Annotated in this window: 14 protein-coding genes and 1 pseudogene; 4 read left to right on the forward strand and 11 right to left on the reverse strand. The window is 39.5% G+C overall.

The features are described from left to right. Positions 1-86: 86 nt before the first annotated feature. Positions 87-1,133: an IS5 family transposase gene (locus IPM34_11030; protein ID MBK8956075.1), complete on the reverse strand. Its 1,047-nt coding sequence runs from the start codon at positions 1,131-1,133 to the stop codon at positions 87-89. 306 nt (positions 1,134-1,439) lie between these two features. Here IPM34_11030 and IPM34_11035 point away from each other — a divergent pair, with 306 nt between their 5' ends. Further along, entirely contained in the window at positions 1,440-1,931 is a 492-nt protein-coding gene (locus IPM34_11035; protein ID MBK8956076.1) for a hypothetical protein, read from the forward strand. On the opposite strand, the gene feoB is transcribed toward IPM34_11035, so the two are convergent. Together feoB and IPM34_11045 are read right to left on the reverse strand one after the other, a co-directional pair. Further along, the gene (feoB, locus tag IPM34_11040; protein MBK8956077.1) at positions 1,928-4,000 is read right to left on the reverse strand and encodes a ferrous iron transport protein B; all 2,073 of its coding nucleotides are present in this window, start codon (positions 3,998-4,000) and stop codon (positions 1,928-1,930) included. The genes IPM34_11035 and feoB overlap by 4 nt on opposite strands. Then, positions 3,993-4,271 carry a ferrous iron transport protein A gene (locus IPM34_11045; protein MBK8956078.1) on the reverse strand — a complete coding sequence of 93 codons (279 nt, stop codon included), beginning with the start codon at positions 4,269-4,271 and terminating at the stop codon, positions 3,993-3,995. Before IPM34_11045 ends, feoB begins: the two co-directional genes overlap by 8 nt. A gap of 393 nt (positions 4,272-4,664) precedes the next feature. Here IPM34_11045 and IPM34_11050 point away from each other — a divergent pair. The 3 genes and pseudogenes from IPM34_11050 (at position 4,665) to IPM34_11060 (ending at position 6,727) form a co-directional block, all read left to right on the forward strand. Further along, a pseudogene (locus IPM34_11050) lies at positions 4,665-5,212 on the forward strand (RNA polymerase sigma factor). Positions 5,213-5,247: 35 nt separating this feature from the next. After that, entirely contained in the window at positions 5,248-6,327 is a 1,080-nt protein-coding gene (locus IPM34_11055; protein MBK8956079.1) for a hypothetical protein, read from the forward strand. Continuing rightward, complete coding sequence (locus IPM34_11060; protein MBK8956080.1) at positions 6,299-6,727, forward strand: hypothetical protein; 429 nt, start codon at positions 6,299-6,301, stop codon at positions 6,725-6,727. Before IPM34_11055 ends, IPM34_11060 begins: the two co-directional genes overlap by 29 nt. A 1,037-nt stretch (positions 6,728-7,764) precedes the next feature. On the opposite strand, the gene IPM34_11065 is transcribed toward IPM34_11060, so the two are convergent. From IPM34_11065 to IPM34_11100, 8 genes are all read right to left on the reverse strand, one after another. Beyond that, on the reverse strand, positions 7,765-9,774 hold the full coding sequence (locus tag IPM34_11065; GenBank protein MBK8956081.1) for a hypothetical protein: 2,010 nt from the start codon (positions 9,772-9,774) through the stop codon (positions 7,765-7,767). Next, positions 9,744-10,208: a hypothetical protein gene (locus IPM34_11070; protein MBK8956082.1), complete on the reverse strand. Its 465-nt coding sequence runs from the start codon at positions 10,206-10,208 to the stop codon at positions 9,744-9,746. The genes IPM34_11065 and IPM34_11070 overlap by 31 nt, the downstream gene beginning before the upstream one ends. Further along, positions 10,205-11,410 carry a TCR/Tet family MFS transporter gene (locus IPM34_11075; GenBank protein MBK8956083.1) on the reverse strand — a complete coding sequence of 402 codons (1,206 nt, stop codon included), beginning with the start codon at positions 11,408-11,410 and terminating at the stop codon, positions 10,205-10,207. Before IPM34_11075 ends, IPM34_11070 begins: the two co-directional genes overlap by 4 nt. Before the next feature lie 117 nt (positions 11,411-11,527). Further along, entirely contained in the window at positions 11,528-12,718 is a 1,191-nt protein-coding gene (locus IPM34_11080) for a glycosyltransferase (GenBank protein ID MBK8956084.1), read from the reverse strand. A 6-nt stretch (positions 12,719-12,724) separates the two neighbouring features. Continuing rightward, positions 12,725-13,777 carry an NAD-dependent epimerase/dehydratase family protein gene (locus IPM34_11085; GenBank protein MBK8956085.1) on the reverse strand — a complete coding sequence of 351 codons (1,053 nt, stop codon included), beginning with the start codon at positions 13,775-13,777 and terminating at the stop codon, positions 12,725-12,727. Between the two features lie 245 nt (positions 13,778-14,022). Beyond that, entirely contained in the window at positions 14,023-15,987 is a 1,965-nt protein-coding gene (locus IPM34_11090; GenBank protein ID MBK8956086.1) for a T9SS type A sorting domain-containing protein, read from the reverse strand. 329 nt (positions 15,988-16,316) lie between these two features. Then, positions 16,317-16,952 carry a sterol desaturase family protein gene (locus tag IPM34_11095; GenBank protein ID MBK8956087.1) on the reverse strand — a complete coding sequence of 212 codons (636 nt, stop codon included), beginning with the start codon at positions 16,950-16,952 and terminating at the stop codon, positions 16,317-16,319. 101 nt (positions 16,953-17,053) lie between these two features. Beyond that, positions 17,054-18,178 (reverse strand): hypothetical protein, encoded by a 1,125-nt coding sequence (locus IPM34_11100; GenBank protein MBK8956088.1) that lies wholly within the window; start codon positions 18,176-18,178, stop codon positions 17,054-17,056. Positions 18,179-18,181: the final 3 nt, after the last annotated feature.

Consider the following 18,181-nt stretch of genomic DNA (forward strand, 5'->3'; position numbering starts at 1 on the left):
CTTTTGCAAGCAAGGTTTTTCAACAATTTCGATCCGGTTTTCAACAATTTCGTGAATTTATTTGTGATTTTTCAGTTCCGGGCACACTATGCCCATGCTACTTTTCTTTTTAGTTGGATAATCCGGAATAAATTATATGTTATGTTTGTCAGTCCAATTTGAAAAGAAGATCTTACTTTACCTATGCATCGTAATTTCATTTTTCCAAACATCGTGGTGATACAACCAAATACATGTTCAACTCGTGCACGTGTTCTTGATAAGTTCGTATTTCTGTCTTGCTCCCTGTCGTTTAATGGACGGTTTCTTCTTCCTTTCTGATTTATACAAGGTATCATCCCTTTCTTCCGGATTCGTTCTCGGAAATCCCAGCTTGCCGAATCTCCATATAAGCGTTTTCCTTTATCCCGTTTTTCTATCAATACATCCGTCATTTCACCATCATAAACATTCGCAGGGGTTATTTCATAGTTGGTAATCAGTTTGGTGTTTTTATCGATCTTCACATGATCTTTATAGCCGTAGGCTTTGCGATTATGGTGCTTTACCCAGCGGGCATCGGAATCTTTTTGTCTTCCAATATTTGGGTTGTCCTCCCATTCTTGTGGTATTTGCCCATTCTTTATTAAGTCATTATCCTCTTTACTATTGCGGTTAATTTCGCTTTCTACAATATGAGCATCTACAATACTACCCTTATTTATTATTACCCTATTCTGGTGTAATAGTTGATCCAGTTTTTTGAATAACCTTTTATCCGCCTTCTTTAAACTCAATTCATTCTTGAACGACCAGATTGTTCTTGCGTCAGGAATCTGATCCGTTCCTCGTATTCCTAAAAATAATTTAAAACTTGTCCGGTCTGCTATTTGGAATTCCATTGATTCATCACTTAAATCATATATTCTTTGAACAATTAATAACTTGAACATCATCACTACATCATAAGATGGCCTGCCGGGACCTTCTCCCGTTCTTTTAACAATTTTTTCCAGCTCCTTTCGAAAATATTCAAATCTGATGTAATCGTTAAGCTTAGCTAATGGATCTTTATCAAAAGAACGAAGTTTTTCAACAAGCGCATCCCACTCAAATAGCTCAAGTTGTTGCTTTGGTGTAATGATTTTGGCCATATAGAATTTTTCCCAAAAGATAGGTATTTTTATGAATATTTAGAAGTCCCCATAATAGAAAACTTATTCGGTCAGGCGGGGTTTACGCAGATTGCACAGATTTGGGTGCTCGTAATTAAAAATATCTGCGACATCTGCGAGATCTGCGGGAAATAATGCGGATTTCAATTGAACCACAATGTTTATGCCCGACCCTCCAACCAAAGCGGAAACTTATTCATCAGGCTTTTGTTTAAATCTATGGACGTTGATCCATTTGAATTTTACCATGGGAAGATATATATTTGCCATTAAACAACCGAAAAAATGAGCATTAAAGAACAGGTGGTTACAAAAGGAAAAAAATGGTGGCGCATTATCAAAATTACTTTCATGATTCTGTTGGCATTGAGTTTAGCTTTATTGCTTTACCTTTTCTTTGCAGATTACAGTGAAGGTACCCGTACGGGATATGTCACCAAAATCAGCCACAAAGGATATATTATTAAAACATACGAAGGCGAATTGAATTTTGGCTTTTTCGGTGGCTCTGCAAATAATGGTATGCCGCCTGAAAACATCTGGCATTTTTCGGTGACCAATGGAAAAGTTGCCAAGGACGTAGAGGAAGCTTCCAAAATGGGTACTAAAGTGACTTTACATTACAAACAGAAATACATTAAAATTTCTTTGAGAGGAGATACAGAATATTTAGTTTACAGGGTAGAAGGTTTGCCACAAGCTCAATCCGCTCCTCAAATAACACCACCCGTTACGCCACAAATTTTACCAGGCGTCTCATCGGATACGAGTCGTTAAAAAAATTGATAGACTAACCAGGAACTGATGTAAGCCAAGGCCCCCATATATACAAATTGTATTACGGGCCATTTTCTGCTCTTTGTTTCTTTCCACATCACCGCAAATGTACTCATGCATTGCATGGCAAAAGCATAAAACAAAATCAACGATAAACTCGTCTTAGCGTCATAAAACTTACTTCCATCACTTCTCAATTCCTGTCCCATCTTTTGCCTGAGGAACACTTCGTCTTCAGAACTGCCTAGGCTATAGATGGTTGACATCGTACCCACAAATACTTCCCTGGCTGCAAACGAAGTGATCAATGAAATAGAAATTTTCCAGTCAAATCCCAACGGCGCGAATACAGGTTCAATCAATTTGCCAATTTGACCGGCAAATGAATGCTCCAATAATTTGGCTTCAATTTCAGCTTCTAAAACATCCGGATCCAACTGCTGTGACTGCATGTCCGAACGCATCTCGCTTTCAACTCTTTGCATCTCTCCACTCCATGAAAAACTTGCTAAAAACCAAAGAACCATACTGATAATTAAAATAACCGCACCAGCCTGAACAACAAAAGATTTTACCTTTTCATAGACCACGAGCAATACATTTTTTAAACTGGGCCAACGGTAGTCGGGTAATTGCAAAACCAAATAACTCAACTCCTCCGATTTGATAAAATAACGAATGATGGCTGCTGTGATCAAAGCCATGAAAATTCCAAGACAATACAAACCCATAAATACGATACCCTGATTATTGAACACGCCAAATACCTGTTCGTAGGGGATCACAAATCCAATCAATGCGGTATATACGGGTATTCTTGCAGAACATGGGATCAAAGGGATCACAAACATGGTCACAAGCCTGTCTCTTTTATTATTTATGTTTCGGGTTGAAAGAATTGCCGGAATCGCACAAGCACCACCACTGATCAATCCAACTAAAGATCGTCCGTTCAATCCAAACTTTCGTAAAATATGGTCAAACATATATACTACCCTGGCCATATAGCCCAACTCTTCCATCCAGGAAATCAGAAAAAACAACAAAGCTATTTGTGGAATAAAAACCAATACGCCACTCAACCCGGGCAACAAACCTTTGATCATTAAATCGCTCAACCAACCTTGAGGTAAAGTTTCTCCCAACAATCCCTGGAGATAAGCAAAACCAGATTCTATAAAATCCATGGGTATGGAAGCCCATGAAAAAATAGCCTGAAAAACAAAAAACATGATGCAAGTGAACAGCGCTGCCCCTAAAATCGGATGTGTGAGCCAATGGTCTATTTTAAGGCTTGTACGTTGTGATATATTTTTATTTGCTTTTTTAAAATCAGAAGTCCAATGCTCAATCAAATTGTATCTCGACATCGTTTCTTCAATTTGCAGCCGCAATGACTTCTCCTTGATGAAATAATCCCCGATCCGTCCAGGATTTATTTTGAAACCATAATGTTTCCACAAATAAAACTGGTATGAATTTCTAAATTCCTGTTGCCGTTCGAACTCCTTCTCAATGTCGTTTGGCAAAGTAATGAATGCTTTTCGATAACGCTCTCCATTTAAGAACTCTGCAGATTTCGCAATTTGGGATTTTAAAAGATCGACATTCAAATTTGTTTTTGTGCTCAGAGCTAAGCAGGGGCATGAAAATTTTTGCTCGATGAAATTAACATATTCCGGAATAAATTCCCGATTTACCTGGTCACAATTACTCAGACAAACAAGAATCGGAAATTTGAGATCGGAGAGTTGAGTAAGTAAAAGCAATTGATTATCCAATAGTGTAATGTCTGCAACATAAACAATTGCATCAGGATGATATGGGGCTTGTTCATTAAGCAGGGCTTCCGTCAGCAAGAACTCATCAGAGGTATTGGAATGAAGACTATATGATCCGGGAAAATCAAAAATTTCTACCTTATTACCATTTACGTCTGTTACAAAACCCGAATGAATTTCGACCGTAACTCCCGGGTAATTACCTACTTTTTGTCGCATTCCAGTAAGCACATTAAATACGCTGGACTTCCCACTGTTCGGGTTGCCGATCAATCCGATCTTAAGCATGCTGGGTTTTTATTTCGATTTCCAACAATTCTAACTGTGCGAATTCCTCCCTTCTTAGGGCAAATTGACAATTTTCGATGGTGATGTAAAATGCTCCTCCCATAGGCGACTGACGCTGTAAAATCAAGGTTTTTCCAGGGCAAATCCCCAAACTGATCATACGGGCTGCTAAATCCGGGTCTTTTATAGATAGAATCTTGTATTGTTGTCCCATAAATGTTACACGACCACAAAAGTAATGGGCTTTCAATGGACTTCGTAATAAACCCACGTAAGATTCAATTGATCAACCGGAACCTGAATAATTTGAGCTTTTGAAGCCATAGTCCTTATAATTTCCCAGGTTGCCGGAGGTACAAAATCGCCATACGGGCAGCTTACAGACGATTACAAAAACCGAAACAAGGAAAATCATCGATTTATATAATTTATTCAAACGGGAAGACCGGAATTTAAAAAATCGCAATCCAGTACCTTGAAAATTTATATTCAATGATTTATATAATTGATTTTCAATTAGTTAACTATTAATCTGTCCAGACAAACCACGCCACGCAAATCAATTTTGAAATCCAATTAACACAATTGATCAGCCCAATTAAACTAAGGCAGCGAAACCAGCGTTTCTACCGTTATATTCTTATAGTTGTTTAAGCTCGTGAACATCAACATTGCGATACCTCTTAATCCCTCTGAACAAGAACTGGTTCAGGCATGCTCAGAAAGGCAGGAGTGGGCTCAGCGACGTATTTATGAGGACCATTATAAAACCATGATGGCTGTGTGTTTGCGATACTCAAACAGCAATGAAGATGCCTTCGATATCCTCCACGAAGGGTTTTTAAAAGTATTCCTTAACATCCAGTCCTATGAACCTGGTTCTCTTTTCCAGGCTTGGATCAGGCGGATTATGGTAAATACAGCTATTGATTTTTACAGGAGAGAATCCAGAAGGACGACTTATGATCTCGACGAAGCACGTTCGATGACGTATTCAAAAACGGACCTATCGAATCGATGACCGTTGAAGAGGTCATGAAAGCTGTACAACAACTGCCCCCGATTTATCGGGCGGTGTTTAATATGTTTGCGATAGAGGGGTATTCTCACAGGGAAATTGCCGAGCATCTGGGAATTACAGAAAGTACTTCCCGTTCAAATCTCGTCAAAGCACGAACCAAATTAAAAGAAATGCTCCATGGAAAAATTTGAGAACAACTTCGATAAAGATATAAAGTCATTGCTGGATGCTCACCAACCGGGATGTTACTCCTCAGTGGGAGCACATGTCAGAGCAATTGCAGTCTGCATATGAAGATGAGATCTTTGATGAAAAAATAAGAAAAGTTCTCAACAATGCTCAAGTACAACACCAACAACTGAATTGGGATGTCCTTGACCAAAAAATAAAAATGCAGGCCGGTCGTAAAAGAAAAATCATTACTGCAAGAATTATTGAATCGACTTTGTTTTTGCTTATCTTATGGACTCTGGACAACATTGGAATCGGAAATATGATCCAGGAACATATTCAGATACAGCATCAACCATTGGCATTTGAAGAAAAAATAAATGCCAATTCCAAATACCCGCTTGCTAATATTACGACCAATCAAACTTCATTTGGATTGATCCCCTCCGGTCAGATTGATCCCAACAGTTCGTCTTTAAAGGATGACATTTCCTCCAGCAACCCGATAAGCGCTCGCGCGGTGCCTAACAAATCATCAGGCATTTCTTCTCCTATTGATCGCAACCAGTTTACTTCGGTTTCAATATCCGGCATCAACGAACATGAATATTCCACAAAAAATATCTCATATTCAACACCAAATGGAATTTATCATTATGATAAATTTATGAGCTTGCTCACAACTTTCCATCGCAATAATATAATCGAATTCAAAATTCCAGGAACATTAAGAACACCGGAAGAACTTGAATTGCCAATTCATGCAGATGGTGTAAATCTTCTTGTTTCCTCAGAGCCGGATTTTCCGGAATTAATCAAACAAATCAAACCTTCACAACTGAATTACTCAAAATCTGTTGGGCTATTTACCGGAGCCATGGTCAATGTCATTCAATCTCCTTCTTTTATTCAACCGGATGTCAATTATACTCAAGCTCAATTTGCTCATCAGTTGGGTTTAAAAGTTGACTTCCATCATGGACCATGGACGCTCAAAACGGGCATAGCTTATCAACATATAAATTATCAGCCCAATTTTTCTGAAACGCTTGGAAGTTTTGAAGGGGGCTATTTTAAAATTCATTTCAAAGAATTGGAAGCTCATCTTGTCAGTGTACCTAGTTGCCTTAAGTAAATCCATTTTATCCGGTGATCATTGGGATCTAAGTGCCCACATGGGTCTCGCACTGACTGCTTCATTAAAAAATTACTACCACCTCGATACAGTAACAGATTTATCTGTCAACAACGTACAGAATATCAATTTCAACCCAACGAACACCAGTGAAATTATTGCAAGAGTTCGCAATGAATCCAATAAAGGCTTGCTGGAAGGTGGAAATATAGGAACCAACTCTTATGCGAGTCTTATCGCCGGTTTGCGTTATCAGCGATCCATTAATCCTTCACTTTCTTATTTTGGAGAGCTGGAATTCAGCAAAATGCTTGGACAAATCGGGTTTGGACCGAACAATGATAAATTTATGATCGTTGGATTCAATACCGGGGTTTCTTATCGGTTTGGGGGAAATTGAGGAAATGTTTTTCGACGTTTCGACTTTTCGACTTTTCGACGTTTCGACTTTTCGACTTTTCGACGTTTCGACTTTTCGACTTTTCGACGTTTAGACTTTTCGACGTTTCGACGTTTCGACTTTTCGACTTTTCGACGTTTCGACTTTTCGACTTTTCGACGTTTCGACTTTTCGACTTTTCGACGTTTCGACTTTTCGACGTTTCGACGTTTCGACGTTTCGACGTTTCGACGTTTCGACGTTTCGACGTTTAGGAAAATCTTATTTAAGAACTAAAAGTTCCTTTAAATTAAAATTAAATATATTTTTTGAAATTCTCTATTCATATGTCACCCCTACGGGGCTCGATTTATGATATTTCCATTCCCTATTAATATGCCACCCCCTACGGGGCTGGATTTAGATTAATCTAATATGCCTAAATGCTTTATGCATTCTCTATTTATATGTCGCCCCTACGGGGCTGGAATTTGGTTAAATTAATGTTCCTCTAATCTTTATATAATCGCAATTTTCTTCCCGACATAAAGGTGATGTATTTCTATTTCAGCAATTTCATGTCGGGACCCAATCACTCCGCGCTTTCTGCTTATCGCTTTGCGCTTTAAGCTTCTTATCCATTCTCTATTAATATTTCACCCCTACGGGGCTCGATTTAGATTAATCTAATATGCCTAAATGCTTTATGCATTCTCTATTTATATGTCGCCCCTACGGGGCTGGAATTTGGTTAAATTAATGTTCCTCTAATCTTTATATAATCGCAATTTTCTTCCCGACATAAAGGTGATGTATTTCTATTTCAGCAATTTCATGTCGGGACCCAATCTCTATTAATATGTCGCCCCTACGGGGCTGGATTTATTATATTTCCATTCTCTCATCGCTTTCAGCTTTTCGCTTTCAGCTTCTTATCCATTCCCTATTAATATGCCACCCCTACGGGGCTGGATTTTCCTTTGCCCTTCGCTCTAAACTCCCGACATCAAATTGTTCAAATTTATTTCAATTTCTTCATGTCGGGATTGCTCTTTAATCTAGTTCTCGCGTTTTACAAAATTTGCCTGTCGTATTTTCAACTTTCTATCATCCCTAGAGATAAATTCATAATGGCCGGGAGCCAATTCCGAAACATCGATGGATTCCTGGATCCGTCCTGATTTGACTTTTTGGCCCTGGATATTTATTATTTCGAATGATCCCGGGGATAATAACAACTGTTCGGGACAATGGAGTGTTTCCGCTACAGGATTCGGATAAAGTGCCATCTTTTCAGTCTCAAACTGCTGGGAACCTACGTTGCCTCTGAAACCATGAGCCAATGCATAATCTCCGGGAATCAATTTGCTGATGCGGACAAATCCCTTCCGATCGGTGGGATTCACAATAAGTTTGGTGTAGTGAGGATAATCCCTCCATTCTTCTGTTTTATCTTTTCTGTACACCAGCAATAAACTATCTTCTGAAGTAAATAAAATATCCTTGTCGATGCTGTTGCTATCGAGGCCGTTATATTCTACCCGCCCATCCATTTCCAATTCTCCGTGTTGAATGGAAGATACCTGCCAGAAATGGCTTGACGAAATGAGATCGATGTTGGCCGCTTTCCGTTCGGCATCAGGACCTACCAGGTGATGGGCAATATTTACAAAACTGCTGTCCGTGATTTTTGATACATTGACCACCATGGAAGTATAGGGAATATTCGCAGATCCGGTTTTGCTCAAAATGCCCTGACTTTGGAGGCTTGCGTGATTGAGTGTTTGTTTCTCGTTCAGAATGACTACAACGGGATCAAATCCTGTGGGCAACTCTTGCTCCACCTGTGTATAATCTCCGCTCAGATTTGCTTTAAAAACAAATCTCTCCAATTTATCATTATAGGCGCTGATCTCCATCGGCACATCCCTGTATAAGTGGGCAGCATGATAAGATTTTTGTTGCACACCAATTTTTAGCAGGTTGCGTCCGCCTTCAGAAACCGTTCTAAAACTATCTACATAAAAAGTACAATAACCGGGGTTAAATATGTAATCGTCGAAATAGGCAGTCATATTTCTTGCAGAGTTCCGGTTTAAGAAATCTCTGAACTGATATGCGTTCATGGATTTGCCTTCCATGGAATCAAACACCATCGTGGAGAGTCTGCGAAACTCATCGTCGCCCAGATAACCACGCATGTTATGGATCATAGCAGCACCTTTGCGGTAGGTATGGGTGCCGTACGTATTTTCATACGGCATTGGAGACAAGGGTAAATAGGCTCCGTCATTTCGATGCGCATTGTAGAGGATATTCGATAAATTGGATTTAACCGCATCGCGGAAATCATCTTCTCCATAAGCTCTTTCGATAAATAAATGACTGCTGTATTCTGCTGTACCCTCTTTGATCCACATATCCCGGGCATCATCAAGCGTGGTGATGTCTCCCCACCAGTGATGTCCCAACTCATGTCCGTACAAGCGTTCGTTTTGCAACAAGGTACCCCCGTTGATGGTTCCTACCGGATAAGCCACGTTGGTGGGATGCTCCATGGCACCCACTGTTGTGGCCACATAGCCCACTCTGGAAAACCTGTATGGACCGTACCAATATTCAAATGCATCCAATGCATTTCCAATTTTTTCAAATTGAGCGATCATTTGACTAAGGTCACCCGGTTTAGCAATCAGATCTATTGGAATATCGCCGGATACTGCCGGATGAACAGCTCTCGATACGGCATAATTGGCAGCTGCTATTGAAGACAAATACGTAGTGATAGGGGTAACCATTTTGAAATGCCTTTTAATTCTATTCGTTGAAGGCATTTCTTCTGAAACGAGTTCACCTACACAATATGCACGCTTATCTGCTGTTGTAGTTACATAGTAATCAAAAGTTGCACGTTCAACAAAATTATCAAAACAAGGGAACCAAACTTTTCCAAAATTCGGTGGAGTTGTTGACAAGCCAATACCAAGATTGTATATGTAATCCTCCACAAAGTAAAATCCACCCCAAACAGGATCTCTCACAGGAGCACCTTGATAATAAACAGACATTGAATATACTTGTCCCGATTGCAATTTAGATCCAAAAATGCAGTGATGATATCTCCGTCGTAGTTGAATGCAATGGCTTTTCCGTCGTATAAAATGGAATCCACAGTCAAACTTTTTAAATCCAATTGAATCCACTCAATCTGATCCAGTAACGGCATAAAATAAATTTGCGTTGCAGCTTTAATCGCTTTTCCGGCATAGTTGGTTATATCGAGATCGATGGTATAATTGATGATGTCGATACTGTCGCTCCTTTTGTTAGAATTCTCCATCATCTGAATTTCCAACTCGGATGGTTGATGTCGATATTTTAAATGTTGCTGACCATGATGGCAAGGAATAAAATCATCTTGTACGGGTTGCCCGCTAATTTTTTCAATAAATCCTGCTAAAAAAACTATACATAGAATAATGGTACTGAGAAAATTTTTCATGAAGCATCCAATTTTGAAAGTGGTTTTAAAATTAAAAGAATTCCAACAAACACCAATATTCCGGCCGCTAAAAAAGGCGCTCCCGGAAAATAAGTTTTTCCATCGAATCTGGTAAAATAACTGAATAAACCAGTCATAATGAGCGGTCCAACAATGGCTGATAAGCTCATTAAACCGGTAATCCCGGCCTGCAATTCACCTTGCGCATTGACCGGTACCTGATTGCTGATGAGTCCTTGAACCGTTGGACTGGTAAGGCCTCCAAAAGCAAAGGGTACAGTAATCGCAAACATCATCCAACCTTCGGTTGCAAAAGCATAGGAAATATAACCCAAAGTCGAAATCGTTAATCCCAGATAAATCGATTTCTTACTTCCCAATCTGGGAATGATGATGCGTGTGAGTCCACCCTGGACAATGGCTACCATAACCCCGACAACCGCCAGTGAAAATCCGATCATTTTCGAATCCCAGCCAAATTTACCAATACAATAAAATGACCAGGTACTTTGAAGTGCATAATGTGCAATATAAACCAGAAACAGGGTGACTAAAAATATTTTAAAAACAGGATATTTAAAAAGTACTTTAAAAGTTCCGAAAGGATTTGCCCGTCTCCAATCAAAAGCTCTTCTGTTTTCAGGTTTGAGTGATTCGGGCAATACAAAATAGCCAAAAATCAAATTAGCAAATGCTAATATAGCGGCTCCAAAAAAGGGAATTCGCGTACCATACTGTCCAAGTAACGCTCCGAGGCTTGGGCCTATGATAAATCCCAAACCAAACGCTGCTCCTACTAATCCAAAATTCTGAGCTTTTTTTTCCGGCGGACTCACATCTGCAATATAAGAGGTTGCCGTGGTGAATGATGAACCGGTAACTCCTGCAAGAAATCTTCCCACAAACAACCAAAATAAACTGGGTGCATATGCCTGTAATAGATAATCCATTCCAAATCCAAAGAGCGAGAATAGCAATACGGGTCTTCTACCAAAGCGATCACTGATACCGCCCATGACGGGAGCACATATAAATAAAGCTGAAGAAAAAACAAAGGACATCCATCCCGAAATAGAGCTGGCCTCGCCCAGAGGTTTCCCCGATAGCTCCTGAATCAATTGGGGCAAAACAGGAATGATGATCCCCAGTCCGATAATATCGATCAGGACGGTTATAAATATAAAAGTCAGGGCACGGGGCATTTTCAGGAATGGATTTTAAAACCCCAAAATTAACAGAGATTCGCTATTGAATATTGTTATTTATTCAATCGCAGGAACAATTTTTAAAATATCAAAACAAGAGATTTAATTCAAGTCTTAGGACTTGAAAGATTCTACCAGAATAGACTTCCATTGCAGAAACACATCGGGCCCATAAAAATACTTCACAGCATTTGCCTGATTAGCAATCAATTCTTTTCTTCTGTTTTTATCGTGTATCAGAAACTGAAGTGTTTGGCATAATTTTTCAACACTGGCTTCTTCGACAATTTCAGCACAATCCCATTGCTTTAAAAAATGAGTTAAAAAAGCATAAGAAGGGGTATGCGCAAGGATGGGTTTACCGGAAAGCAACAGAGGAATGCAACGGGTCGGAAAAATTGTTCGGTATTCAATTTCGTCGTACCCACCTGTAAAACCATGAGCAAGCAGACATAAATCGTATGGCTGCAAAATTTTGTGAACTTCCTCCTGGTTTACTACCCCACAGTGATGAATTCCGGATATTTCCAGATCCAATCCATATTTGATTTTAAGCAATTGTTTTTGAGAAGGCGAATAAATGTCGAGTTGACAAAATTCAGACATTTTCGAGACCGCTTCAAAGACTCTGCGACTGGCATCCAGATTTGACTGATTGATGGTACCAATAAAAACCAATCGGATTTTTTGTTTGGTATCCTCTTCAATCACAGATTCTTTCTGACCAGGAATTTCATTAAACGTATGTTGCAATACCTCAAACTTTTTTATAAGTTTTGGATACTCTTTAGAGTAATAAGCCATCATTCCCTCACTCATGGTAAAAATCTTGAGAGAACGATTGAAAACCTTCGTCTGGAGCCATCTTGAAATCCATGCAAACAATCCCTTTCTGTTCTCGGCGTAGGTATTATGAAAATAGGTAAATAGCGGAAGATCAAAAAATAAACTCAAAAGATACCCTGCAAACAAATAGTATCCGTCGGGAAATGTTACAAACAGTAAATCGGGTTTGTTGTTCCTGACCAATTTGCTGAGACGAAAAAGTACCAGAGGAAATATCAACCACCTCAAAGCAAAAAAGAACCTGGCACCATGTCCACGCCAGTTGATCTCTGAAAATATATAATGATACTGAACACCATCGTACAACTGTGGCTTTAAAATTATATGCTTAGAACCTCCGGCAGCAATAACTTCTTCTTTACTAAAATTTTTTAATAGCTGATGCGTGATGTATGCACTGCCACCCTGTGAAGGTGGAACAGTCCAAGAAAGATAAAAAATTTTAATTCTTTTATCCATCTTGGTTTAGATCAATCTTTTTTTCCATGCATCGACAATTTCCCTGAAAATTTGGTCGAGGCTTTTTGTAATTTTCCACTCCGGATAATGATTTTTCATTTTTCTCAGATCAGAAATGTAACAAATATGATCCCCTTCCCTGTTCTGGTCGACGTATTCATAGTTCATCTTTTTCCCTGTAATATGACTCACTTTACCGAAAGCTTCCAAAATGGAACAGGAATTTTCTCTTCCCCCACCAAGATTATATACTTCTGCGATCCCTGGCCTTTCAATAAAAGCCTGAATAAAACGGACTACATCATATGCATGAATATTGTCCCTAACCTGCTTCCCCTTGTATCCATACACTTTATAACATTCGCCGGTTAAATTTACTTTGATCAGATAACTTAAAAAACCATGCAACTCAACCCCGGAGTGATTTGGACCGGTCAGACAACCACCTCTTAAGACACAACATGGAATACCAAAATATCTTCCGTATTCCTGCACCAAAATATCAGCAGCAAGCTTAGATGCTCCAAATAGAGAATGCTTGGATTGGTCGATCGTGAAATTTTCATCGATGCCGTGAAAATATTCTGCAACTGCATAGTCAAAACGCGTTTCACTTTCAATTAATCGCAATTTATTTGGTGCATCTCCATAAACTTTATTGGTCGATAGGTGTACGAAAACAGAATTTGAACAATGTTGACGAACTGCTTCCAGCAAGTTTAATGTACCTCCGGCATTGATATCGAAGTCATCATATACCCTGGTGGCTGCTAAATCATGTGAAGGTTGTGCAGCAGTATGTACGATCGCATCCGGTTTTAATGCAGCCAAACAATCCATCATTCCTGATCTGTCGCGTACATCCAGTTCAATGTGTTTGAAGTTTTTACATTGGTTTAGCAATTGTTGCTGGTTCCAGCGGGTATCTCCTTTGGGCCCAAATAAATCCGCTCGCATGTTGTTGTCAATACCATGCACCATCCAACCCTGGCTGTCGAAATGCCTGACCACTTCTGATCCTATAAGTCCTGATGAACCAGTGACCAATATCTTTTTCATTGCTTTTATCTTTTACCGCTTTCCGCAATAGAAGCAAAGATAGCTGATCCTGAATATATTATAAAAAATAATATGTATTAAAATAGCATTGAATGAATAAGTTGAGTTATTTTTTCAGCATACCTCATGTATGAATGGCGGGATGAAGCAAGGAATCTTCCAGGTCTGAAGCCAGAAGGGTACAACACTTATTACATAATTATCTGGTAATAACGAGTGTTGGGATCATTGGATTAAATTTTCGATTAAAGCATATTCACTTTAATAATCTTTTTATGAATTGAATTTTCAATGGCCAGAAAATAAATCCCTTTGTTCTTGACTTCAGGCTGAAACACAATTAGATGCTTACCGGCAGACATATTATGCAATTCCTGCCCGGCATATACGCAATTTCCATTTAGATCGTAAAGATGAATTTTAAATTGCAAGGGTGTTCTTAAATCTAAATAAAGTGAAGCATGATCCCGGAATGGATTTGGCGTCACTGTTATTTCATTGAAAACCACCAAAGCATTATCAATTGCATTTGGAGGATAACTCACGACCCAGGTACTCATAGAATATGCTGGCATGGTCATTGTTTTCATTTCAGCACTTCCACCGAGGAGTTGCTTTTGCCATAACAAATTTTGACTTGAAGTATAAGTTTCTACGGTAGAAAATCCGCTGGGCAAAATGGCTGAAATCTCCTGAGCTGCCGATGAGGTATTTAGAAAAACTATGGTCAATTTTTTTGATCCTTCATGAAAATAAGAGCTGCATAAAATGGAATTACTTCCATTGACCGTTGATGAGATTCGTTGTGATCCAGGCCTGATGAATTTATAAAAATGCTTTGCTGCCACATATTTAGGAGAATTTTCGCGCAATGTTTGATTCGTCAATCCATACAAACTGACATTGCCCTGATTGTCTGAATCGCTGAAGGTCCAATAAATCCAGGCACTTTCCTTACCGGTGGTCAAAGCCTGGTGAATTCTTATTCCTACACCCAGTGCACCATCACCTGGAAAACCCGCTTTCGGATATAACCAATCCGGATGTTCACCGGAAGTTTCGGTCATCCATGATTTTTTTTGAGGTCCATCCCATCCTTTTACATTGGCTGGTATTCCGGGAGCCGGACTGGCATTCCATCCGTTCACCCACCAATTCCATAAATTAGCTTGTGCACCTGAACTCGTAACGCCATCGCTTGCATACCCATGCACGCAATAAAATGCAAGGGCACGTTTTGCTGCAGTATCGGATTCGATGTTACGCAGGTATTGGAGATTTTTGTGAATTGGTCCTGAAGCACTACCGTATTCCCACATGCCATATGCATCGCCTCCGAGCAAATCTTCGGGTCCCATAATTTTTATGGATTGCAATTCCGCATGCTTGTCAAATTCCTTCCGCACGGCTTTCAAAGCTGAGATGTATTGAGAAGAAAGCGGATACGTTGCGCTGTTATAAAATTGCTCGAAATTCAACTCATTCTGAATACTGATGGCGTAAAATTGCATTCCGTAATACCGCTGATAAGCTAAAATATAAGCTGCGGTACTTCTGGCGAACTGGGTCAGAGCTGAAGTAGCTCCCAGGCCTCCTTGTGATTTATCATCAAACACCTGTAATGGTGCATCTGAAACATCGAGTCGCCCGCCAGCAAAATTTCCTCCCCATACAAAAGGCCAGGCTGTATTTGCAACCGGTCCGGGCCACCAATTTTCGCGATATAGATTTCCAGAAGCAACCTTTACCCACGGCAACGGAGACCAGATACTCCCTACCAATTTAAAGTCTCCCAATTGCTGATGTTTTGATTTCCCGGTTTGAATAGCATTGTTTGGGTTAAAGACAAAGTATTGCAGGTTCTTTTCGATGTCAGGCCCCATGACTGCAATGGGAGCATTTCGACCGCCAAAGCTGCGGGAATAATCCTGCGGGCCGGTATAAGTCCTCACCCTGTTTCCTTCCGGTCCATTTGGGTTTGCTGGATCTTCAAGATTAAATATATGTGTTGTTGCAGAACCCATGAACCATGGAGAATAATAACTGAGATCTGAATATGGACTCCTGAGTTTAGGGGTCAGATCAACTCTGTAAATACTACATTCCATATCATCAAAATATAGCTGATTCCACCATCCTGCATTTATGTCTGCATCGCTTTCGTGAGCCCCGAATCCATCTATATGTTGATATTTCTGATCTGGATTCAAATGAATTAGAACATTTTGTGCGGAAATAAAATTTATACAGGCAAACCCTGTTAACAATGCAAATAATTTTAAAACTCGATTGGCCATTTCTGTTGTATTAATACGTTCTCAAAACCGGATTGCTTTTATGCAAAAGAAGAAGGTGAATTGCTTAGACTTCACCCTATTTATATCAGAGCCTTTTATAGATAAAAATGCTGCATCGCAGAACACTGAAAAGCAGTCAACAGAATAAAGATTGCATAAATCTATAAATCTTAAGATCAGATTCTTGCAATCCTCAACTTACATATTTACCGAAGGAAGGATTATCAATACAGTATCCCCAATCAGGAAACAGCTTTATTCTCGTTATCCTGAAAATTGGATCCCAGGATCACATCCCAAAGCGAAGAGCTCACACCAAAGCCCTTTGTTGAATCGATAAAGTGATGCATCATGTGGTGCTTTTTTATTTTTACAAACAGCGGATTTTTCCAATTCAGGTGATGAATAGCATAGTGGGTCATATCGTAGAACAAATACCCGAGAAGGAACCCTCCAAAGAATGCATACAGATTCACGGTTTCAAAAAACAAGGAGAAAAAGAAATAAAATAAAGATGCAATCAACAGACTTGCTGCGGGTGGCATGACCAGACGAAGCCGATCCATGGGATAGTCGTGGTGCACTCCGTGAAAAATAAAATGCAATCGCAGTCCCCATTTAGACTTGGGCACAAAATGAAAAATATGTTTATGTAAAACATATTCCGTCAACGTCCATATGAAAAGACCAAGTAAAAAATAGGCAAAATAATTTAACCCGCTGTTGCCCAATCCGAATGATTTATAAGCCATGAAGCCGATCAGGGGAACATAAACCAAAAGTGGGACTGAAAAATGAACCTTCGAAACCGCTTCAAGCAGAGGGTTTTTAAACATCCTGATGGATTCGGTGGAACTGGAAACAAAATTCTTAACCATATACTTTGGATTGATGCGTTGAAAACAATTTATTTATTCAAAAAGTTTCAGAATTTATGGTCGTGAAACTCTTGTCATCATGCACTATTTTATCCTTAAAATTACAATTTTAAGCTATAAAACCGGTATCTTTTTTCAAGGCTACCACCCATTTTTACTATAGCGTTGTTCATTTCCGGATTATCCTCCAGTATCCACGATGCTTCTCCCGATGTTAAATAGGGATGTTTGCTGACGTACTCAAATGCCCTGGCATAGAAGTATGCATCTATACCCAGTCTTCGGTATTCTTCTAATATGCCAAGCGCAAGAATGCGCACGCTGTTGATTTTTTTCCGTCCAAACAGAAGTTTAAAAATTCCCGTGGGAAGGAGTTTCCCATCTTTTATTTTTATCAGAACCTGGTTAATATCCGGTAAGGTCAGAGAAAATCCGATACAGGCTCCGTTTTTTTCGGCCAAAAGAACCAGATTGGGATCCATGATCATTTTCATGTCCTTTCCGGCATGCAGAAATTCTTTTTCAGTCATGGGTGCAAATCCCAGATTTTTACTCCAGGCTTTGTTGTAAACGCTGAGTGTTTTCCTGACATCCTCCTCAAAGTTTTTCATATTTAATGACCGGATCACAATACCATTGCGGTTGAATTTTTCTTCCAACAAAGGAATGCTGCGCTTTAACCTTTCGGGAAAGTCCCCGGCATTAATTCTGTAGGCAAGGACATCCGTTTTTTTCTGAAGTCCATAGTTTTCAAGTAATTTGAGATAATAACTTTTATTATAAGCCATCATCACACTGGGTGGAACCTCATATCCTTCGATAAGCAAACCGCAACTGTGATTGGTCGAAAAATTATATGGTCCTTCCATGGAGTTGAGATTCTGTGCTCGAAGCCAGTTGGAAGCTGCATCCAGTAAGGCATTTGCTACCTGCTGGTCATCGATGCAGTCAAAAAAACCAAATACGCCGACCTTTTCCTCTGTATAGTCGATCAGGTGATCGTCTTTAACTGCTGCGATCCGGCCAACAATTTCATCGTTCTTTTTGGCGATAAAATATTCAGCGGTTGCGTGTTCGAAAAATGGATTTTTTTTAGGATCCATGAGATCCTTCTGTGCTAAAAAAAGTTCGGGTACAAAATTCGGATCATCCCGGTATAAGCGATAAATGTAATTAATGAAAGCTTTTTGGTCGGCAGCAGAACGGACTGGAATAACGGCAATCATAAT

The organism is Saprospiraceae bacterium (assembly GCA_016716185.1).
Classification (GTDB): domain Bacteria; phylum Bacteroidota; class Bacteroidia; order Chitinophagales; family Saprospiraceae; genus Vicinibacter.

What these genes read in the sequence shown, in the direction of transcription:
- feoB (MBK8956077.1), bottom strand. Translation starts at nt 4,000, where the DNA reads ATGCTTAAGATCGGATTGATCGGCAACCCGAACAGTGGGAAGTCCAGC.
- IPM34_11080 (MBK8956084.1), bottom strand. Translation starts at nt 12,718, where the DNA reads ATGGATAAAAGAATTAAAATTTTTTATCTTTCTTGGACTGTTCCACCT.
- IPM34_11085 (MBK8956085.1), bottom strand. Translation starts at nt 13,777, where the DNA reads ATGAAAAAGATATTGGTCACTGGTTCATCAGGACTTATAGGATCAGAA.
- IPM34_11055 (MBK8956079.1), top strand. Translation starts at nt 5,248, where the DNA reads ATGCTCACCAACCGGGATGTTACTCCTCAGTGGGAGCACATGTCAGAG.
- IPM34_11070 (MBK8956082.1), bottom strand. Translation starts at nt 10,208, where the DNA reads ATGAAAAATTTTCTCAGTACCATTATTCTATGTATAGTTTTTTTAGCA.
- IPM34_11035 (MBK8956076.1), top strand. Translation starts at nt 1,440, where the DNA reads ATGAGCATTAAAGAACAGGTGGTTACAAAAGGAAAAAAATGGTGGCGC.
- IPM34_11100 (MBK8956088.1), bottom strand. Translation starts at nt 18,178, where the DNA reads ATGATTGCCGTTATTCCAGTCCGTTCTGCTGCCGACCAAAAAGCTTTC.
- IPM34_11030 (MBK8956075.1), bottom strand. Translation starts at nt 1,133, where the DNA reads ATGGCCAAAATCATTACACCAAAGCAACAACTTGAGCTATTTGAGTGG.
- IPM34_11075 (MBK8956083.1), bottom strand. Translation starts at nt 11,410, where the DNA reads ATGCCCCGTGCCCTGACTTTTATATTTATAACCGTCCTGATCGATATT.
- IPM34_11065 (MBK8956081.1), bottom strand. Translation starts at nt 9,774, where the DNA reads ATGTCTGTTTATTATCAAGGTGCTCCTGTGAGAGATCCTGTTTGGGGT.
- IPM34_11095 (MBK8956087.1), bottom strand. Translation starts at nt 16,952, where the DNA reads ATGGTTAAGAATTTTGTTTCCAGTTCCACCGAATCCATCAGGATGTTT.